Raw genomic sequence first — 15,938 nt, forward strand, 5'->3', positions numbered from 1 at the left:
CGCCGGGCCCGGCGCCGGACCCGCGCTGGAGGCGCTCGCGGTGGGACGGCCCAGCCGTCTCGCGCTGCTGGGCGACCAGGCGCGGTGGGCCACCCAGTCGGCGCTGCACGACACCTCGTGGGTGTTCTTCGCCATCGCCTTCCCACTCGCGCAGTACCTGTTCACCGCCGCGATCCTGGGCGACGCGACGACGGGTACCCAGTCCTCGCCGCCGTACGGGCTGCAGTCCGCCACCGGGATGATCGCCTGGGGGGCGATCGTGACCGCGACCGTGATGGTGCCCGACGCCATCGTCCGGGCTCGCGACGAGGGGATCCTCAAGCGCTTGCGAGGGACCCCGCTGGAGCTCGGGATCTACTTCGTGGGTCGGTTCGCCTCCGCGTTCCTGCTGGTGCTCGCCACCGCGGGCCTGATCCTCCTGGCCGGGACGCTGTTGTTCGACCTGGAGGTCGCCTGGCGTGGGGTGCCGCTGGCCGCCGCCCTCCTGGTCCTGGGTACCGCGGCGCTGGCCGCGTGCGGTGTGCTGCTGGTCTCCGTGCTGTCGAGCGGCAAGGCGGTCACGGCCGTCGGGCTCGCTCTGACGATCCCGCTGGCGTTCTTCTCCGACGTGTTCGTCATCGGGGCGGTGCCCGAGTGGATGAGCACCGTGGGGGCGTTCTTCCCGCTCAAGCACCTGGCCAACTCGATGTCAGGTGCCCTCGACCCCGCGGGCCCGGCGATCAGCTGGGTGGGGATCGCGGTGATGGCCGCGTGGCTGACGGGCGGCGGGCTGCTCGGGGCGCGGCTCTTCCGCTGGAGCGCCCGCAGCTGAGGCCGGGAGCAGGTCAGTCGGTGACCCCACCGCGCAGGTGGGTGTCGAAGAACCCGATGATCCTGCGTCGGGCGTCCTCGGTGGCGGCCTGGTCGTACTTCGTGCCCGAGATGCGGGCCAGGAACCGCAGCACCAGGGTGGCGTCGGCCGGGTCGTGGTCGTTCATGAAGCCGTGCCCGACGCCCGGGTAGATCTTCACGTCGTGAGGCACCTGGTGTTGATCGAGCAGCCGGTCCAGGCGCTTGCCGGCCTCCCTGCCCAGGGGCGAGCCGTCGGCACCGCCGAAGCTGCCGACGATGGGGCACGCCGCGCAAGCCAGTCCTCGGCGTCGGAGGGGCATCCGCCGTAGTTCACGCTGGCGGCCGAGTACCCGCTGTCGGGGGCCAGTGCCAGCGCGTACCCGCCACCCATGCAGAAGCCGATCACCCCGATCCGTCCACTGCAGCCGGCGTGCTCACCGAGCCAGGTCCGGGCGGCCTCGATGTCATCGAAGCTGCGTCCCGCCCGCTTGCCGAGGTCGCGCATGATCGTGCGGAGACAGCCCAGTCGACTGCTCCAGTAGTACAGGTCCGGCGCCACCGCCAGGAACCCTTGTCCGGCCAGCCAGTCCGCCTGGGCGCGGAGGTCATGACTCATCCCGGTGATGTCATGGATCACCACCACACCCGGCCACGGGGGCGGTGTCGTCGGCACGGCGCAGTAGGCCGGCATCTCTCCTCGCCCCGTCGAGATGCGCACCTCTGCCTGCGAAGCGGCCATCACAGCAGTATGGAGTCGGACGGCGTCACGCACCGGACCCGCGCCGCCGGGTGCCCGGGAGCCGCTGCAGGTCCTGCGGGCGTCTGGTTGTCTGGACCCATGCGTCGCCCCACCCGCGCCCTCGTCGCCGCCTCGTTCGTGACCACCCTGGCGGCCTGCGAGAGCAACAGCTTCAGCTCGTCCTGCTCGGGGCAGGAGTGCAGCGTCGCGATCGAGGGGGACGCGTGGAACGACTTCCCGCTGCCCTACAGCAAGGACGGCACGAGCCGGGACAAGACGACGATCACCCTCGTCTCGGCGGCCCCGGGTGGCGAGGCGGTCATCGAGACCAACGGCGTCGAGAACCGCTGCACGCAGGGTGCCAGCTTCGTCGTCGCCGACACGACGATCACGTGCGACGTCGTCGGCGACCGCAAGGTCGAGCTGAGCTCGGTCCGACGGTGACCCTCAGCAGGTCTCGATCCGCGACTCGCTCGCGAGCCGCGTGAAGTCCGGCCCGAGGACGACGTCGACGGTCGTGCGCGCCCGGCTGTCCGCGAGCTTCTCGAAGTGGCCGACGTGCAGGGCGACGAGCTTGGCGCCCTTCGCCCCGGCGGAGCCGTAGCGCAGCTGGCCCCGGCCGGTGACCTTGCGCTTCTTCGGGTCGTTGGCGACGGTCTTGACGGTGAAGCCGCGGGCCTTGAGGTCCGACGCGACGCGGGCGGCGAGGCCGTCGCGGTTGGTCGCGTTGTAGACGTTGACCTCGACCTGCTTGGGCGAGGTGGTGCACGTGACCGACCGCGTGACCGGCGCTGCCTGCTGCCTGCTCACGGTGTCGGCGCGGATGTAGGACAGCGCGTACCAGGCGGCGTAGAAGATCAGGAGCAGCACGAGCAGGATCGTCACGACGGCACGTCGGCGACGGCCACGCGCCTCGTTGCTCATGCCGTAGTCCTCCGGTGCCATGACGCCTCAGTCGGCCAGCTCGAGCACGCGGGCGTGCAGGGTCGAGCGCTGCTGCAGCGCCGCGCGCAGGGCGCGGTGGAGCCCGTCCTCGAGGTAGTGCCGTCCGCGCCAGAGCACGACGTGGGGGAAGAGGTCACCGTAGAAGGTCGAGTCGTCCGCCAGCAGGTCATGCAGGTTGAGCGAGCTCTTGGTCGTCGTCAGCTGCTCGAGACGCAGGGCCCGTGGAGGGACGTCGGCCCAGTCGCGGGGGCTGCGGAGCCCGTGGTCGGGGTAGGGGCGGGAGTCGCCCACGGACTGGAAGATCACCCCGACACGATAAGAGGGGGGCTCTGCGCGGACCGCACTAGTGTCGGGGTCGTGACCGACTCTTCACACCTGGACTCCATCCGCGCCGGCTACACGTTCGCGGCGCCGGCGATCGACCTCGGTGCAGCGGTCGTCGACGGCCGACCGCACGCCGACACCCCGGTGCGCGTCCCGCTCGCGAGCCTGACCAAGCACGGTCTCGTCGCGGGAGCGACCGGCACGGGCAAGACCAAGAGCCTGCAGCTCATGGCCGAGCAGCTCTCCGCCGCGGGTGTGCCCGTGTTCCTCGCGGACATCAAGGGTGGCCTCTCGGGCATCGCGACCCCCGGCGAAGGGGGTGAGAAGCTCACCTCGCGCACGGCCTCCATCGGCCAGGACTGGCAGGCCACCGGTTTCCCGACCGAGTTCCTCTCGCTCGGCGGCCAGGGCATCGGGGTGCCGATCCGCACGACGATGACCAGCTTCGGCCCGACGCTGCTGAGCAAGGTCCTGGGGCTCAACGCCACGCAGGAGTCGAGCCTGGGCCTGGTCTTCCACTACGCCGACAAGCGGGGGTTGGCGCTGCTGGACCTCAAGGACCTGCGCGCCGTCATCCAGCACCTCGTCTCCGACGACGGCAAGGCCGAGCTCAGGGCGCTCGGTGGCCTCTCGAGCGCGACCGCCGGTGTCATCCTGCGCGAGCTCATCGCCTTCGAGGACCAGGGCGCCGACGTCTTCTTCGGGGAGCCGGAGTTCGACACCGCCGACCTGCTGCGCGTCACCGACGACGGGCGGGGGATCGTCAGCTGCCTCGAGCTGCCGGCCGTGCAGGGGCGGCCCGAGCTCTTCTCGACCTTCCTCATGTGGCTGCTCGCGGACCTCTTCCACGACCTTCCCGAGGTCGGCGACGTCGAGGTGCCGAAGCTCGTCTTCTTCTTCGACGAGGCGCACCTGCTCTTCGACGAGGCGAGCAAGGACTTCCATGACGCGATCGAGCAGACCGTGCGGCTCATCCGGTCCAAGGGTGTCGGGGTCTTCTTCGTGACCCAGAGCCCGAAGGACGTGCCGAGGGATGTCCTCGCGCAGCTCGGCAACCGCGTGCAGCACCAGCTGCGCGCCTTCACCCCCGAGGACTCCAAGGCGATCCGGGCGGCGGTCTCGACCTACCCGCACACGGAGTACGACCTGGAGGAGCTGCTCACCCAGCTCGGCACCGGCGAGGCGGTCGTCACCGTGCTCTCCGAGAAGGGCACCCCGACGCCCGTCGCGCACACGATGATGAGGGCGCCGCAGTCGCTCATGTCCCCCTCGACCCAGGAGCTCCTCGAGCAGATCGTCGCCGCCTCGCCGCTCGCGCCCAGGTACTCCGAGGCGCTCGACCGCGAGTCCGCCTACGAGCAGCTCTCGGCCCGGCTCGAGGCCGCGCCGACCCGCGAGGAGGCGCCGGTCGGGACGAAGGGGGGAGCGGAGCGCCCTTCGTCCCCACCGAAGGCCGACGAGGACGAGCCCGGCATGGTGGAGCAGGTGGTCGCCAGCTCGGCCTTCCGGTCCGCGCTGCGCTCGGCCGGCACCGTGATCGGCCGCGAGATCACCCGCTCGCTCTTCGGCACCTCGCGTCGTCGACGGCGCTGACGCTCGCCCGACTCACCCCAGCAGCAGGGCGATGACGAGGATCACCGGGACCGATCCCATGGTCGTCGACAGGATCGTGTCGCGCGCCATCACCTGACCGCGGCCGTAGCGGGTGGCGTGGACGAAGATGTTCTGCGCGGTCGGCAGCGCCGAGGTGACGACGACCGCGAAGAGCGCCGTGCCGTCGAGCCCGAGCACCCAGTGCGCGACGACCCACGCGACGAACGGCTGCACGAGCAGCTTGAGCGCGCTGGCGACGAAGACCTCGCTGCCGGTCCCACCGTCGCCGAAGCCCGGCCCGAGGCGCAGCGCGATGCCGTACGCGATGAGCATCGCGGGCACCGCCATGTCACCGACGAGACCCAGCGGGTCGGCGACGAAGGGCGGCAGCGTCCAGCCGCCGAGGGAGAGCACGAGGCCGATGAGGGCACCCACGGTCAGCGGGTTGGAGATGATCCCGCGCACCGTGCTCAGCAGGCCCGCAGGTGAGTCCCTGGTGTGGCGGTCGAGGATGCTCAGCGCGATCGGCTGCAGGACGAGGAGCTGCAGCAGGAGCGTGGGGGCGACGAGTGCCGCGTCGCCGAGGACGTACGCGGCGATCGGGATGCCGAGGTTGCCGGCGTTGACGTACGCCGAGCTCAGGGCACCGATGACGGCCTCGGGTGCCCGGTGGTGCCAGACCCACCTCGCCCCGGCGAGGTAGAGACCCGCGGTGACGACGACCGCCGCCGCGGTCGCGACGAGGTTGCCGGAGAACGCGTCGACGACGTGCGCCTCACCGATCGTCGTGACCATGAGGGCGGGCGTGGCGACGAAGAACGCCAGCCGGGAGAGCAGGACCTGCGCGGAGACGTCGACGACGCCGCGGTGCGCGAGCAGGGCCCCGAGGCCGATGACGGCCGCGATCGTGGAGAAGCCGAGCAGCACCCCGCCCATGCGTCAGCCGACCGGCGGACCGACGGCCAGGGCGACCGTGGTGAGCACGGCGACGGCCACGACGAGCCCGAGCGCGAAGAGCGCCGGGCGGCGCAGCGCGCCGGACACGGCCTGCTCGACCGGGGTGCGGGCGACCCCCTTCGTCCGCAGCTGCCACGTGCCGGCGAGGAGGCCGGCCCGGTCGAGCCGGCGCTCGGCCCACAGCGTCAGGAGCGGCGGCACCGCGGAGGCCAGCGCGAGGAGCCCCTGTCGGGCGGGCCACCGCTGGTCCACCCACACGAGGATCGTCACGAGCACGTAGGCGATGAAGACGACGCCGTGCAGCATCCCGCCGATCCGCACCCCGAGCTCGGTGGTCTCGGTGACGTACTTGAGGAACATCCCGACGAGCAGCAGGGACCACGTCACCGCCTCCGCGGTCGCGACGGTCATGAAGAGGCGGCGAGGGGAGGGGAAGGGCATGGGCCCCATGGTCGCCGACGGGTGACGAAGGGGTGAAATCCGCCCGATTTCGAGGTAGCGAGGTGCTCGGGTAATCTCTCCCGCGGAGGATTCGCATAGTGGCCTAGTGCGCGCGCTTGGAAAGCGCGTTGAGTGAAAGCTCTCAGGGGTTCGAATCCCCTATCCTCCGCCAGAGCGAGGCCCCGGTCGTCACGACCGGGGCTTCTCTGCTCCCCTCGGGCCCCGCTTTGGCCCCTGGCTGCGAGGCCACGTAGACTCGGCGATCGGCACCCCGCGTGGTGGTACCTCACCGAACTCCCCCAGGGCAGGAATGCAGCAAGGGTAGGCGAGCTCTTCCAGGTACGCGGGGTGTCCTCGTCTGTCCCCGCGATGCGAGCGGTCGCCGGGATCAGCGGCCTCCCCCGGGTGGCGTGGAGGGGAAATACGCCTAGGTTGGACCCGAGAGCGGTCGTGTCCCGCGGCCGCGTGCCCCACCCCTAGGAGGCGGACCATGGACACCTGGATCTGGATCATCATCGGCATCATCGTCCTGCTCATCATCATCGGGCTGGTCGTGGCGTTGTCGCGCGGCTCGAAGGCCAAGCGCCTCGAGCGCGAACGCGCGGAGGCCGAGCAGCTGAGGGTCGAGGCAGCAGAGCGCGAGCGCCGCACCCGCGAGAGCCAGGCGGCCGCGGCCGCCACCGACGCCGACGCCCGTGCGGCCGAGGCCGACGCGCAGCGCCAGGCCGCAGAGGCCGACCGGCAGGCCGCGGAGGCCGAGCAGCGCCGCGTCGAGGCCGAGCGCCTGCAGCAGGAGGCGCAGGCCAAGGCGGACGTCGCGCACCAGGACCGCGAGGCCCACGACGAGGCCCGTCGCCAGGCCGACCTCAAGGACCCTGACGTGCGGACCGACGAGCACGGCAACCGGCTGGACGACGGCGACCGGCTCGGCGACGGCGACCGGGTCGACGACGGCGTGGCGCGTCACGGCCGGGACCCGCAGCACGACGTCGACGCCGACCGCGACGGCTACCGCGACGGCGTCATCGAGTCCGAGGACCCCTACGACGAGCAGCGCCGCGACCACGACGAGCAGCCCCGCGCCTACGACGAGCGCGGTGCCCACCGTCGGGACCAGGGGTACACCGAGGAGCAGGGCGTGCGCGACCGTGACGTCGACATGCCGGGCACCGGGGTGGCGTCCGCCGGCTCGACCCACCCGGAGCACGGCAGGCCGGGCTTCATGGACAAGCTGCGCGGTAAGGTCGACGGCGGCCGCGGCGACGACCGTCCCCGCGGCTGAGCAGACCGACGGTGGGGCCCGTCACCTCCGGGTGGCGGGCCCTCCCCGTGCCCCGACCCCAAGGAGTCACGTGAAGATCGCCATCATCCTCGGCAGCACCCGCCCCGGCCGCCTCGGCGCGCAGGCCGCCGACTGGGTCATGACGCAGGTCGCCGATCGCGACGACGCCGAGTACGAGCTCGTGGACCTCGCCGAGTACGACCTCGACCTGCTCAACGAGCCCACCGTCCCCGGTGCCGCCAAGCGGCAGTACGACAACCCCAAGACGCGGCGCTGGAGCGCCAGGATCGACGAGTTCGACGGCTACGTCTTCGTCACGCCGGAGTACAACCACGGCGTCCCCGCCGCGCTGAAGAACGCCTTCGACGTCCTCTACCCCGAATGGCTGCACAAGGGTGCTGCACTCGTCTCCTACGGCGCCGACGGCGGGGTCCGGGCCGTCGAGCACTGGCGCACGATCCTGGCCAACCCGCAGATGCACGTCGTGCGCGGCCAGGTCTCCTTCTCGACGATGCTCGAGGTGAGCGAGGGTGCCGACGGTGTCGTCTTCGCCCCGGCCGAGCGGCGCGCCAAGGAGCTCGGCAACGTCCTGCGGCAGCTGACCCGGCTGACCGAGGCGACCGCCTCCCTCCGCTCCTGACCAGGCGCGTCCACAGCGGCCTCCCGGCGGGGGAGGCCGCTGTCGCCGTCCGCACGTAGAGTCGGGCCTGTGAGCACCGCGCTGTACCGCCGCTACCGACCCGAGTCCTTCGCCGACGTCATCGGGCAGGAGCACGTGACCGAGCCGCTCATGCAGGCTCTGCGCTCGGGGCGCGTCAACCACGCCTACCTCTTCTCGGGGCCACGCGGCTGCGGCAAGACGACGAGTGCACGCATCCTGGCCCGCTGCCTCAACTGCGAGCAGGGGCCGACACCCACGCCGTGCGGCGAGTGCGACTCGTGCACCGCGCTGGCCCGCGGGGGCGCCGGCACGATCGACGTCATCGAGATCGACGCCGCCAGCCACGGAGGCGTCGACGACGCCCGGGACCTGCGTGAGCGGGCGTCCTTCGGCCCGGCCCAGAGCCGCTACAAGATCTACATCATCGACGAGGCGCACATGGTGACGCCGCAGGGCTTCAACGCCCTGCTGAAGATCGTCGAGGAACCGCCGGAGCACGTGAAGTTCGTCTTCGCGACGACCGAGCCCGAGAAGGTCATCGGCACGATCCGCTCCCGCACCCACCACTACCCCTTCCGGCTCGTCCCGCCGGCCCGCCTGACGGACTACCTGCAGCAGCTGTGCGATGCCGAGGGTGTCCAGGTCGCGCCGGGGGTGCTGTCCTTCGTCGTGCGCGCGGGCGGCGGCTCGGTCCGCGACTCGCTGTCCGTGCTCGACCAGCTCATGGCCGGCAGCGACGAGCAGGGCCTGACCTACGAGCGCGCCGCCGCGCTCCTCGGGTTCACCGACGCCGAGCTGCTCGACTCCGCGGTCACCTCCTTCGGCGCCGGTGACGCCGCGGGCGTCTTCAAGGTCATCGACTCGGTCATCGAGACCGGCCTGGACCCGCGGCGCTTCGTCGAGGACCTCCTCGAGCGCTTCCGTGACCTCATCGTCGTCTCGGCGGCCCCCGACGGGGCCGGCGCGATCCTGCGCGGTCTGCCCGCGGACCAGATCGACCGGATGCTGCAGCAGGCCAGCGTCTTCGGGCCCGCGTCGCTGTCCCGCGCCGCCGACATCGTCAACGCCGGCCTGACCGAGATGACGGGTGCGACCTCGCCCCGCGTCCAGCTCGAGATCATCGCTGCCCGCGTCCTCCTGCCCGCCGCGGCGGGCGAGTCCGGCTATGCCGCGCGCCTGGACCGGATCGAGCGTCGTCTCGAGGTCGGGGGTGTGCCCACGGCCGAAGGGGATCCCCGTCCCGCCCCCCAGGTGGCGGCACCCGTGCAGCAGCCACCTGTGCAGCCGCCGGCGCTCGTGCAGCCGACACCCGTTCAAGCTGCGCCGGCGCCGCCGGCGCCGGAGCGCGAGGCGGCCCCTGCCCCGGAGCCCGAGCCCACGGCGGGACCGACCGCCGAGCCCGCGGTAGCGGTACCGTCGACGGGTGGCATCGACGTCGAGGCGCTGCGTCGTAGCTGGCCCGACGTCCTCGGACGGATCTACCAGATGCGCCGGGCGACCTGGACCTTCCTGTCCGAGCACGCGCAGGTGCTCAGCTACGACGGGCAGCGGCTCGTGCTCGGGATCGCGACGGTCGGTCTGGCCAACGCCTTCCGCAACGGCTCGCATGCCGAGGTCGTGCGGCAGGCGCTCATCGACTCGCTCGGTGTCGACGCCCGGGTCGAGGGTGTGCCCCACGACACCGGGACGATGCCGACCGGCGGCGGCGCCCAGGCCACGACGACTCGTTCGGCACCCGCCGGTGACCCCGTCGGTGCTCCCGCGCCCTCAGGCCCCTCGGGTGGAGCAGCCTCAGGAGGGGCACCCTCCGACGTCGGCGTCCCGGCACCTGCCGGCGGTCCGTCCGGCCCGGACTGGGGGAGCGCGCCCTCGAGCGCGGCCTCGGCGCCGGCTTGGGCGACCGCCGCCCCCGGCGGGGCGGACGGTCCCACGGCCACCCCGTCCGCGACGGGCGGGCCGGCGTCGGGCGCCGGGGCGCCCCCCTTCGTCCCGGAGTCGACGCCCCGGGCCGAGCCCGATGACTCGTCCGTCAGCGACGACGACGAGGACATCGTCGACGCCGGCGCGGCCGGCCCGGCGGTCATCGAGCGCATCCTCGGGGGCACCGTCATCCGCGAGGAGTGACGAACGGCCTCGCGGCGTACAGCCCGCGCCGGTGTCCCGCGCCGACGGTGCCGGGGCGTAGGGTTCAAGGGTGTACGAAGGCGTGGTCCAGGACCTGATCGACGAGCTCGGGCGACTCCCCGGGGTCGGTCCCAAGAGTGCCCAGCGCATCGCCTTCCACCTCCTGCAGGCCGACCCGCAGGACGTGCAACGACTCGTCCACACCCTCAGCGAGGTCAAGGACAAGGTGACCTTCTGCGAGACCTGCGGCAACGTCGCCGAGGGCCCCCAGTGCCGCATCTGCGCCGACCCGCGCCGCGACGCCACCGCGATCTGTCTCGTCGAGGAGCCCAAGGACGTCGTCGCGATCGAGCGCACCCGCGAGTTCCGCGGTCGCTACCACGTGCTCGGTGGCGCGATCAGCCCGATGGACGGCATCGGCCCCGACGACCTGCGGTTCACCGAGCTCATGTCGCGCCTGTCCGACGGCACCGTCACCGAGGTCATCATCGCGACCGACCCCAACCTCGAGGGCGAGGCCACGGCCTCCTACACGGCCCGGCTGCTCATCCCCTTCGACATCACTGTGACCCGACTGGCTTCGGGCCTGCCCGTCGGCGGTGACCTGGAGTACGCCGACGAGGTGACCCTCGGCCGGGCCTTCGAGGGAAGGAAGCTGCTCAATGCCTGACGAGACCACGCTGCTCGCGGACGAGTGCGCGGCCGAGGCCCGGGCCTGGCTGACGACCGTCGCCGACATCGCCTCCGGCGTCGCCCCCGAGAGCGCCATCCCGCTCCTGCTCCTCACGACGAGCCAGATCCAGCTCGTGGGGGCACGCCTGGGCGCCATCGCCGACGTCGTGCTCGAGCAGCGCTTCGAGGACGATCCCGGTCCCGACACCGAGATCGACCCGCTGCGCACCGGACTGGCCCACCTGCTCGACGGCGTCGACGAGTACGTCGACCTCGTCGACCCCGTCACCTCGCCGGAGACCGCGGGGGGTGCCCTGAGCAACGACCTCGCGATCATCGCCGCCGCTCTGGCGCACGGGCTCGCCCACCACGACGCGGGCCGGGCGACGGAGGCCCTGTGGTGGTGGCAGTACAGCTATCTCGCCGACTGGGGCGACCGGGCGGCGATGGCCGTGCGCGTCCTGCAGACACTGCTCGCCCACCTGCGGCTCGACGCCGACGCCGACGTCGTCGGCGAGGCCGAGTTCGACGCGCTGAACTCCTGAGCGGCTCGTCTCGGGCGATCGCCGTCGCGCCCAACGGATAGCGGTCGTGACATCTGCAGGGTGGACGCGAATGGGTCGTGGGACCGACGGTCGTTATCCTCAAGAGGTCGTGCCGGTCCGTGCCCGGGCCGGACCCGCGAGATTCCACGGAGTTCTCCCTTGAGCCTGGTTGTCCAGAAGTACGGCGGTTCGTCGCTCGCAGATGCCGAGAGCATCAAGCGCGTGGCCCACCGCATCGTCGAGACGAAGAAGGCGGGGAACGACGTCTGTGTCGTCGTCTCCGCGATGGGTGACACGACCGATGAGCTGCTCGACCTGGCCGAGCAGGTCAGCCCCGTGCCCCCACCGCGCGAGATGGACATGCTCCTCACCGCAGGTGAGCGCATGTCCATGGCCCTGGTCGCCATGGCCATCGCCGACCTCGGGCACAGCGTGCGTTCCTTCACCGGCAGCCAGGCGGGCGTCATCACCGACGCCGCCCACGGCAAGGCGAAGATCATCGACGTGACGCCCGGCCGGATCACCTCCGCGCTCGGCGACCGGCACATCGTCATCGTCGCCGGGTTCCAGGGCGTCAGCCAGGGGACCAAGGAGATCACCACGCTCGGGCGCGGTGGCTCCGACACCACGGCGGTGGCGCTCGCGGCGGCCCTCGAGGCCGACGTGTGCGAGATCTACACGGATGTCGACGGCATCTTCACGGCCGACCCGCGCGTCGTCCCCTCGGCGCGCAAGATCGACAGCATCTCGCACGACGAGATGCTGGAGATGGCGGCCAGCGGCGCCAAGATCCTCCACCTGCGGTGCGTCGAGTACGCGCGCCGCTTCAACATGCCCATCCACGTGCGTTCGTCCTTCTCCTCGAAGGAGGGCACGTGGGTGGTGACCGCCGATCCCGAAGGGACCCAGGACATGGAAGAACCGATCATCGCGGGTGTCGCGCACGACCGCAGCGAGGCCAAGATCACCGTCGTCGGCGTGCCGGACGAGCCCGGCCGCGCCGGGCAGATCTTCACGACCGTCGCGAAGGCCCAGGTCAACATCGACATGATCGTGCAGAACGTGTCCGAGGCCGACACCGGCCGCACCGACATCTCCTTCACCCTCCCGATGAGTGACGGCCAGCGTGCGGTCGAGGCGCTCATGGGCACCAAGGACGAGGTCGGGTTCGCGTCGATCCAGTACGACGACCAGATCGGCAAGCTCTCCCTCGTCGGCGCCGGGATGCGGACCAACCCCGGTGTCTCCGCCACCTTCTTCAGCGCGCTCGCCGGCGCCGGCATCAACATCGAGATGATCTCGACCTCCGAGATCCGCATCTCGGTCGTCACCCGCATCGACCAGCTCGACGAGGCGCTGCGCGCCGTGCACACCGCGTTCGACCTCGACACCGAGGGCGAGGCCGTCGTCTACGGGGGCACCGGTCGGTGACCGCCTTCCCGTCGTCCTCCGCCCGGCCCACGTTGGCCCTGGTGGGGGCGACGGGACGCTTCGCGGAGGCGATCGCCTCCGCGCTCGCCCTGCGGGATGACGCCTGGGGTGAGATCCACCTGCTCGCCCCGGGCGTCTCCACCCGGACCCTGAGCGTCCGGGGCCGGGAGCAGGTCATCGAGCCGCTGCGCGAGGACTCCTTCGAGGGGGTCGACGTCGCCCTGTTCAACCTCGCCCCCGAGATCACCCCTGAGTGGGCGCGACGGGCGGTCGCCGCGGGCGCCGTCGTCGTCGACGCCAGTGCCGCGCACCGTCTTGACCCCGACGTGCCCCTCGTCGTCCCCGGCATCAACTCCGTCCTCGTCGCCGACCGCCCCAAGGGGATCGTCGCGCTGCCCGGCCCGGTGACCTGGGGGCTCATCGACGCCGCCCATGTCCTGCACCAGGGCTGGGAGCTGCAGCACCTCGTCGTCACCGGCCTCATCGCGGCCGTCTCCAAGTCCGACCGCGGCGTCGCCCGCCTGCGCGAGGAGCTGCACACCGTGGCTGCCGAGCCCTCGATCGGCCAGCACCCCGGCGACGTCCGCGCCGCGGTCTCGGACCTGCCGATCGGCTCGCCCTTCCCGGCCCCGTTGGCGCTCAACGTCATCCCGTGGGTCGGGCAGCCCGACGAAGGGGGATACACCACCGCCGAGCTGGCGGTCGCCGACGAGGTGCGCAAGATCCTGCGCCTGGGTCCGCAGGTGCCCGTCGTCGCCACGCTCGTGCAGGTTCCCGTCGTGCTCGCGCACTCGATGGCGCTGCACGCCCGCTGTGCCCGCCCCGTCGCGATCGACAAGGTGCGCCAAGCCTGCGTCGCCGCCCCCTCGCTCGTCCACCTCGACGAGCAGGACGGCGAGGTCCCGACCCCGGTCGACAGCGTGGGCATCGACCCGCGGTTCGTCGGCCGCATCCGCCAGCCCAAGGGGGCCGGGCACCACGTCGACATGTTCGTCAGCTCCGACACCACGCGCCGCGGGGCGAGCGCGATGCTCGCCGTGGCCGAGATGGTCGGTGCCGAGTCCCGACGGTGACCGGGAGGCAACCCTTCCGACACCCGAGTCGTCGACCATGGGGAGCGGCACGCACAGGTCTCGTTCGGAGCACGATCGAGATGTGGGGCTTGTGTGACTGGTGTGGTCACTGTGAATGATGTGACCACCTATACTCGACCGTGGGGACGGACACCGCATGAGGGACCAGGAGGGCGACGTGGATCTGCAGCCTGACGAGGAGCGCGCCTCGTATCGCGTCGTGGGCTTCGACGAGCTCGACGGCTCGGCCGCGGAGCACTACCGCCGGCAGCGTCGGCGCCGGCTCCTGCTCTTCGTCACCCTGCCCGGTCTGATGCTCGGCACCGCGACGGTGGCCACGGCCTACGGCACCGGTCTCATCGGCACCGAGGCGACGGTCTGCGAGCCCATCAGCGAGCCCGCCCCTGAGCGCGACTCCTTCGAGATCCAGCTGCTCAACAGCAACGACACCAACGGCCTCGGCAGCGAGGTCGCCCGCGAGCTGACGCTGCGCGACTTCGACGTCGCCTCCGTCGGCAACGCCGACAGCTCGGTCTACGTCAAGGGTTCGGCGACGATCTACTACGGCGAGGAGGGGCGCGACAACGCGCTGCTGCTGCAGAAGCAGATCCCCGGCGCGAAGATCTGGAACGACGCCCGGCCCGGCGACAGCGTGCAGCTGGTCCTCGGCTACGGCTACGACAAGCTGGTCAAGGAGCCCGAGCCGCCGCTGCCCGCCCCCTCGGAGATCACCCTCAACGTCTACAACACGACGTGGAAGGAAGGTCTGGCCTCGGAGGTCGCCGATGACCTCAGGGACCGCGGGTTCAAGATCAAGGCCACGGGCAACGACCCGCAGATGAGCTTCCTCGAGAAGGAGGTCGCGATCATCCGCTTCGGGCCCGAGGGCCAGCGCTCGGCCAAGCGGCTCGCGCAGCAGATCGAGGGAGCCCAGCTGCAGAAGGACGACCGGACGAGCCGCAAGGTCGACCTCGTGCTCGGCAACAAGTTCGAGCGGCTCAAGCCCGAGTCCCGGGTGCCGCAGGTCAAGCCGTACGTGCGTCCGGCCGAGACGATCCAGAAGCCCTGCGTGCCCGAGGGCTCGTGACCGTCCGCACGGTGGGCCTCCTCACGGCCGGGGGCATCGCGCCCTGTCTCTCCTCGGCGGTCGGCGGGCTCATCGAGCGCTACACGCAGGTCGCTCCCGAGGTGCGGATCGTCGGCTACCTCGACGGGTACGCCGGGCTGCTCACCGGCCGCAGCGTCGAGGTCACCGACGAGGTGCGCTCCCAGGCCTCCCGCCTCCACGACTTCGGTGGCTCCCCGCTCGGCAACTCGCGGGTCAAGCTGACCAACGCGGCCGACTGCGAGCGACGCGGCCTCGTGCGGGCGGGGGAGGACCCCCTTCGCACCGCTGCGGCACAGCTGGCCGCCGACGGCGTCGACGTGCTCCACACGATCGGCGGCGACGACACCAACACGACGGCCGCGGACCTGGCCGCCCACCTGGCGGCGGAGGGCCACGCGATGCGCGTCGTCGGCCTGCCGAAGACCATCGACAACGACATCGTCCCGATCCTGCAGAGCCTCGGCGCCTGGACGGCGGCCGAGCAGGGTGCGCTCTTCGCCCGCAACATCATCGGTGAGCACTCCTCCAACCCCCGGATGCTCGTCGTCCACGAGGTCATGGGCCGGCACAGCGGGTGGCTCACCGCGGAGACCGCACGGCGCTACCGCGCAGACCTGGCCACGCGGCGCTTCGTCCCCGGCATCGGCAACGACCCGCGACGCTGGGACGTCCACGGCGTGTACGTGCCGGAGCTGCCCCTCGACCTCGCGGGTGAGGGCCGGCGCCTTCGGGCGGTCATGGACGAGATCGGGTGCGTCAACCTCTTCGTCGCCGAGGGGGCGGGTGTCGCGGACGTCGTCGCCTCGATGGAGGCCTCCGGCCACGAGGTGCCCCGTGACCCCTTCGGTCACGTGCAGCTCGACCTGGTCAACCCGGGTGAGTACCTCGCCTCGACCTTCGCCGAGGCGCTCGGCGCCGAGAAGGCGAAGGTGTGGAAGTCCGGCTACTTCGCGCGCGCGGCCGCTCCCAACCAGGAGGACCTCGAGCTCATCCGGCGCTGCACCGAGCTGGCCGTCACCGCGGCCCTCGACGGCCGCTCGGGCGTCGTCGGGCAGGACGAGGAGCGTGGCGACGAGCTGCGCGTCGTCGAGTTCGACCGGATCGCCGGCGGCGGGGCCTTCGACCCGGGCGTCGACTGGTTCGCCGACCTCCTCTCCGACATCGGTCAGCACCCCCACAACCGGAGCGATTCGAGGTAATCGCGACCGGCTA

Annotated in this window: 18 protein-coding genes, 1 tRNA gene and 1 other RNA gene; 14 read left to right on the forward strand and 6 right to left on the reverse strand. The window is 71.6% G+C overall.

Annotated features, from left to right (window positions below; all coding sequences use genetic code 11):
• Positions 1 to 811 (forward strand): ABC transporter permease (locus tag JT1_RS16625; RefSeq protein ID WP_169702083.1); only part of this gene is annotated, 811 nt, incomplete at its 5' end.
• A 13-nt stretch (positions 812 to 824) separates the two neighbouring features.
• Here the strand turns inward: JT1_RS16625 and JT1_RS19025 are convergent.
• Together JT1_RS19025 and JT1_RS19030 are read right to left on the reverse strand one after the other, a co-directional pair.
• A complete protein-coding gene (locus JT1_RS19025; protein WP_255218355.1) occupies positions 825 to 1,109 on the reverse strand; it encodes a dienelactone hydrolase family protein in 285 nt (94 codons plus the stop codon).
• Positions 1,007 to 1,570 (reverse strand): dienelactone hydrolase family protein, encoded by a 564-nt coding sequence (locus tag JT1_RS19030; RefSeq protein WP_255218354.1) that lies wholly within the window; start codon positions 1,568 to 1,570, stop codon positions 1,007 to 1,009. The genes JT1_RS19025 and JT1_RS19030 overlap by 103 nt, the downstream gene beginning before the upstream one ends.
• A 99-nt stretch (positions 1,571 to 1,669) precedes the next feature.
• Between JT1_RS19030 and JT1_RS16635 the strand changes: the two genes are divergently transcribed.
• Positions 1,670 to 2,014: a hypothetical protein gene (locus JT1_RS16635; protein ID WP_068329587.1), complete on the forward strand. Its 345-nt coding sequence runs from the start codon at positions 1,670 to 1,672 to the stop codon at positions 2,012 to 2,014.
• Positions 2,015 to 2,017: 3 nt separating this feature from the next.
• Here JT1_RS16635 and JT1_RS16640 read toward each other — a convergent pair whose 3' ends face one another.
• Together JT1_RS16640 and JT1_RS16645 are read right to left on the reverse strand one after the other, a co-directional pair.
• A complete protein-coding gene (locus JT1_RS16640) occupies positions 2,018 to 2,494 on the reverse strand; it encodes a LytR C-terminal domain-containing protein (protein ID WP_169702084.1) in 477 nt (158 codons plus the stop codon).
• A gap of 27 nt (positions 2,495 to 2,521) precedes the next feature.
• A complete protein-coding gene (locus JT1_RS16645) occupies positions 2,522 to 2,821 on the reverse strand; it encodes a type II toxin-antitoxin system VapB family antitoxin (protein ID WP_068329592.1) in 300 nt (99 codons plus the stop codon).
• A gap of 51 nt (positions 2,822 to 2,872) precedes the next feature.
• Between JT1_RS16645 and JT1_RS16650 the strand changes: the two genes are divergently transcribed.
• The gene (locus tag JT1_RS16650) at positions 2,873 to 4,432 is read left to right on the forward strand and encodes a helicase HerA-like domain-containing protein (protein ID WP_068329593.1); all 1,560 of its coding nucleotides are present in this window, start codon (positions 2,873 to 2,875) and stop codon (positions 4,430 to 4,432) included.
• A 12-nt stretch (positions 4,433 to 4,444) separates the two neighbouring features.
• On the opposite strand, the gene JT1_RS16655 is transcribed toward JT1_RS16650, so the two are convergent.
• Together JT1_RS16655 and JT1_RS16660 are read right to left on the reverse strand one after the other, a co-directional pair.
• On the reverse strand, positions 4,445 to 5,368 hold the full coding sequence (locus tag JT1_RS16655; RefSeq protein ID WP_068329595.1) for an AEC family transporter: 924 nt from the start codon (positions 5,366 to 5,368) through the stop codon (positions 4,445 to 4,447).
• Positions 5,369 to 5,371: 3 nt separating this feature from the next.
• Positions 5,372 to 5,830 (reverse strand): DUF3817 domain-containing protein, encoded by a 459-nt coding sequence (locus JT1_RS16660; protein ID WP_068329597.1) that lies wholly within the window; start codon positions 5,828 to 5,830, stop codon positions 5,372 to 5,374.
• 84 nt (positions 5,831 to 5,914) lie between these two features.
• Here JT1_RS16660 and JT1_RS16665 point away from each other — a divergent pair.
• The 11 genes from JT1_RS16665 to JT1_RS16715 all read left to right on the forward strand — a co-directional run bounded on the left by JT1_RS16665 (position 5,915) and on the right by JT1_RS16715 (position 15,925).
• Positions 5,915 to 6,002, forward strand: a tRNA-Ser gene (locus tag JT1_RS16665).
• A 90-nt stretch (positions 6,003 to 6,092) separates the two neighbouring features.
• Positions 6,093 to 6,189, forward strand: an RNA gene (gene ffs / locus JT1_RS16670) — signal recognition particle sRNA small type.
• 131 nt (positions 6,190 to 6,320) lie between these two features.
• On the forward strand, positions 6,321 to 7,112 hold the full coding sequence (locus tag JT1_RS16675; protein ID WP_068329598.1) for a hypothetical protein: 792 nt from the start codon (positions 6,321 to 6,323) through the stop codon (positions 7,110 to 7,112).
• Between the two features lie 70 nt (positions 7,113 to 7,182).
• Positions 7,183 to 7,752 (forward strand): NADPH-dependent FMN reductase, encoded by a 570-nt coding sequence (locus JT1_RS16680; protein WP_068329602.1) that lies wholly within the window; start codon positions 7,183 to 7,185, stop codon positions 7,750 to 7,752.
• A gap of 69 nt (positions 7,753 to 7,821) precedes the next feature.
• Positions 7,822 to 9,897, forward strand: coding sequence for a DNA polymerase III subunit gamma and tau (locus JT1_RS16685; protein WP_068329606.1), 2,076 nt, complete (start codon positions 7,822 to 7,824; stop codon positions 9,895 to 9,897).
• 70 nt (positions 9,898 to 9,967) lie between these two features.
• The gene (recR, locus tag JT1_RS16690; RefSeq protein ID WP_068329608.1) at positions 9,968 to 10,567 is read left to right on the forward strand and encodes a recombination mediator RecR; all 600 of its coding nucleotides are present in this window, start codon (positions 9,968 to 9,970) and stop codon (positions 10,565 to 10,567) included.
• A complete protein-coding gene (locus JT1_RS16695) occupies positions 10,560 to 11,114 on the forward strand; it encodes a DUF5063 domain-containing protein (RefSeq protein ID WP_068329610.1) in 555 nt (184 codons plus the stop codon). Before recR ends, JT1_RS16695 begins: the two co-directional genes overlap by 8 nt.
• 159 nt (positions 11,115 to 11,273) lie before the next feature.
• On the forward strand, positions 11,274 to 12,545 hold the full coding sequence (locus JT1_RS16700; protein WP_068329613.1) for an aspartate kinase: 1,272 nt from the start codon (positions 11,274 to 11,276) through the stop codon (positions 12,543 to 12,545).
• A complete protein-coding gene (locus JT1_RS16705; protein ID WP_082807782.1) occupies positions 12,542 to 13,618 on the forward strand; it encodes an aspartate-semialdehyde dehydrogenase in 1,077 nt (358 codons plus the stop codon). Before JT1_RS16700 ends, JT1_RS16705 begins: the two co-directional genes overlap by 4 nt.
• A 157-nt stretch (positions 13,619 to 13,775) precedes the next feature.
• A complete protein-coding gene (locus JT1_RS16710) occupies positions 13,776 to 14,705 on the forward strand; it encodes a LytR C-terminal domain-containing protein (RefSeq protein ID WP_068329620.1) in 930 nt (309 codons plus the stop codon).
• Complete coding sequence (locus JT1_RS16715; protein WP_068329623.1) at positions 14,702 to 15,925, forward strand: pyrophosphate--fructose-6-phosphate 1-phosphotransferase; 1,224 nt, start codon at positions 14,702 to 14,704, stop codon at positions 15,923 to 15,925. Before JT1_RS16710 ends, JT1_RS16715 begins: the two co-directional genes overlap by 4 nt.
• Positions 15,926 to 15,938: the final 13 nt, after the last annotated feature.

This window comes from Janibacter terrae NBRC 107853, assembly GCF_001591405.1.
GTDB classification, from domain to species: domain Bacteria; phylum Actinomycetota; class Actinomycetes; order Actinomycetales; family Dermatophilaceae; genus Janibacter; species Janibacter terrae.

Coding starts and splice junctions, on each gene's coding strand:
- JT1_RS19030 (WP_255218354.1), bottom strand. CDS start 1,570: ATGGCCGCTTCGCAGGCAGAGGTGCGCATCTCGACGGGGCGAGGAGAG.
- JT1_RS16635 (WP_068329587.1), top strand. CDS start 1,670: ATGCGTCGCCCCACCCGCGCCCTCGTCGCCGCCTCGTTCGTGACCACC.
- JT1_RS16640 (WP_169702084.1), bottom strand. CDS start 2,494: ATGAGCAACGAGGCGCGTGGCCGTCGCCGACGTGCCGTCGTGACGATC.
- JT1_RS16655 (WP_068329595.1), bottom strand. CDS start 5,368: ATGGGCGGGGTGCTGCTCGGCTTCTCCACGATCGCGGCCGTCATCGGC.
- JT1_RS16660 (WP_068329597.1), bottom strand. CDS start 5,830: ATGCCCTTCCCCTCCCCTCGCCGCCTCTTCATGACCGTCGCGACCGCG.
- JT1_RS16675 (WP_068329598.1), top strand. CDS start 6,321: ATGGACACCTGGATCTGGATCATCATCGGCATCATCGTCCTGCTCATC.
- JT1_RS16695 (WP_068329610.1), top strand. CDS start 10,560: ATGCCTGACGAGACCACGCTGCTCGCGGACGAGTGCGCGGCCGAGGCC.
- JT1_RS16710 (WP_068329620.1), top strand. CDS start 13,776: ATGAGGGACCAGGAGGGCGACGTGGATCTGCAGCCTGACGAGGAGCGC.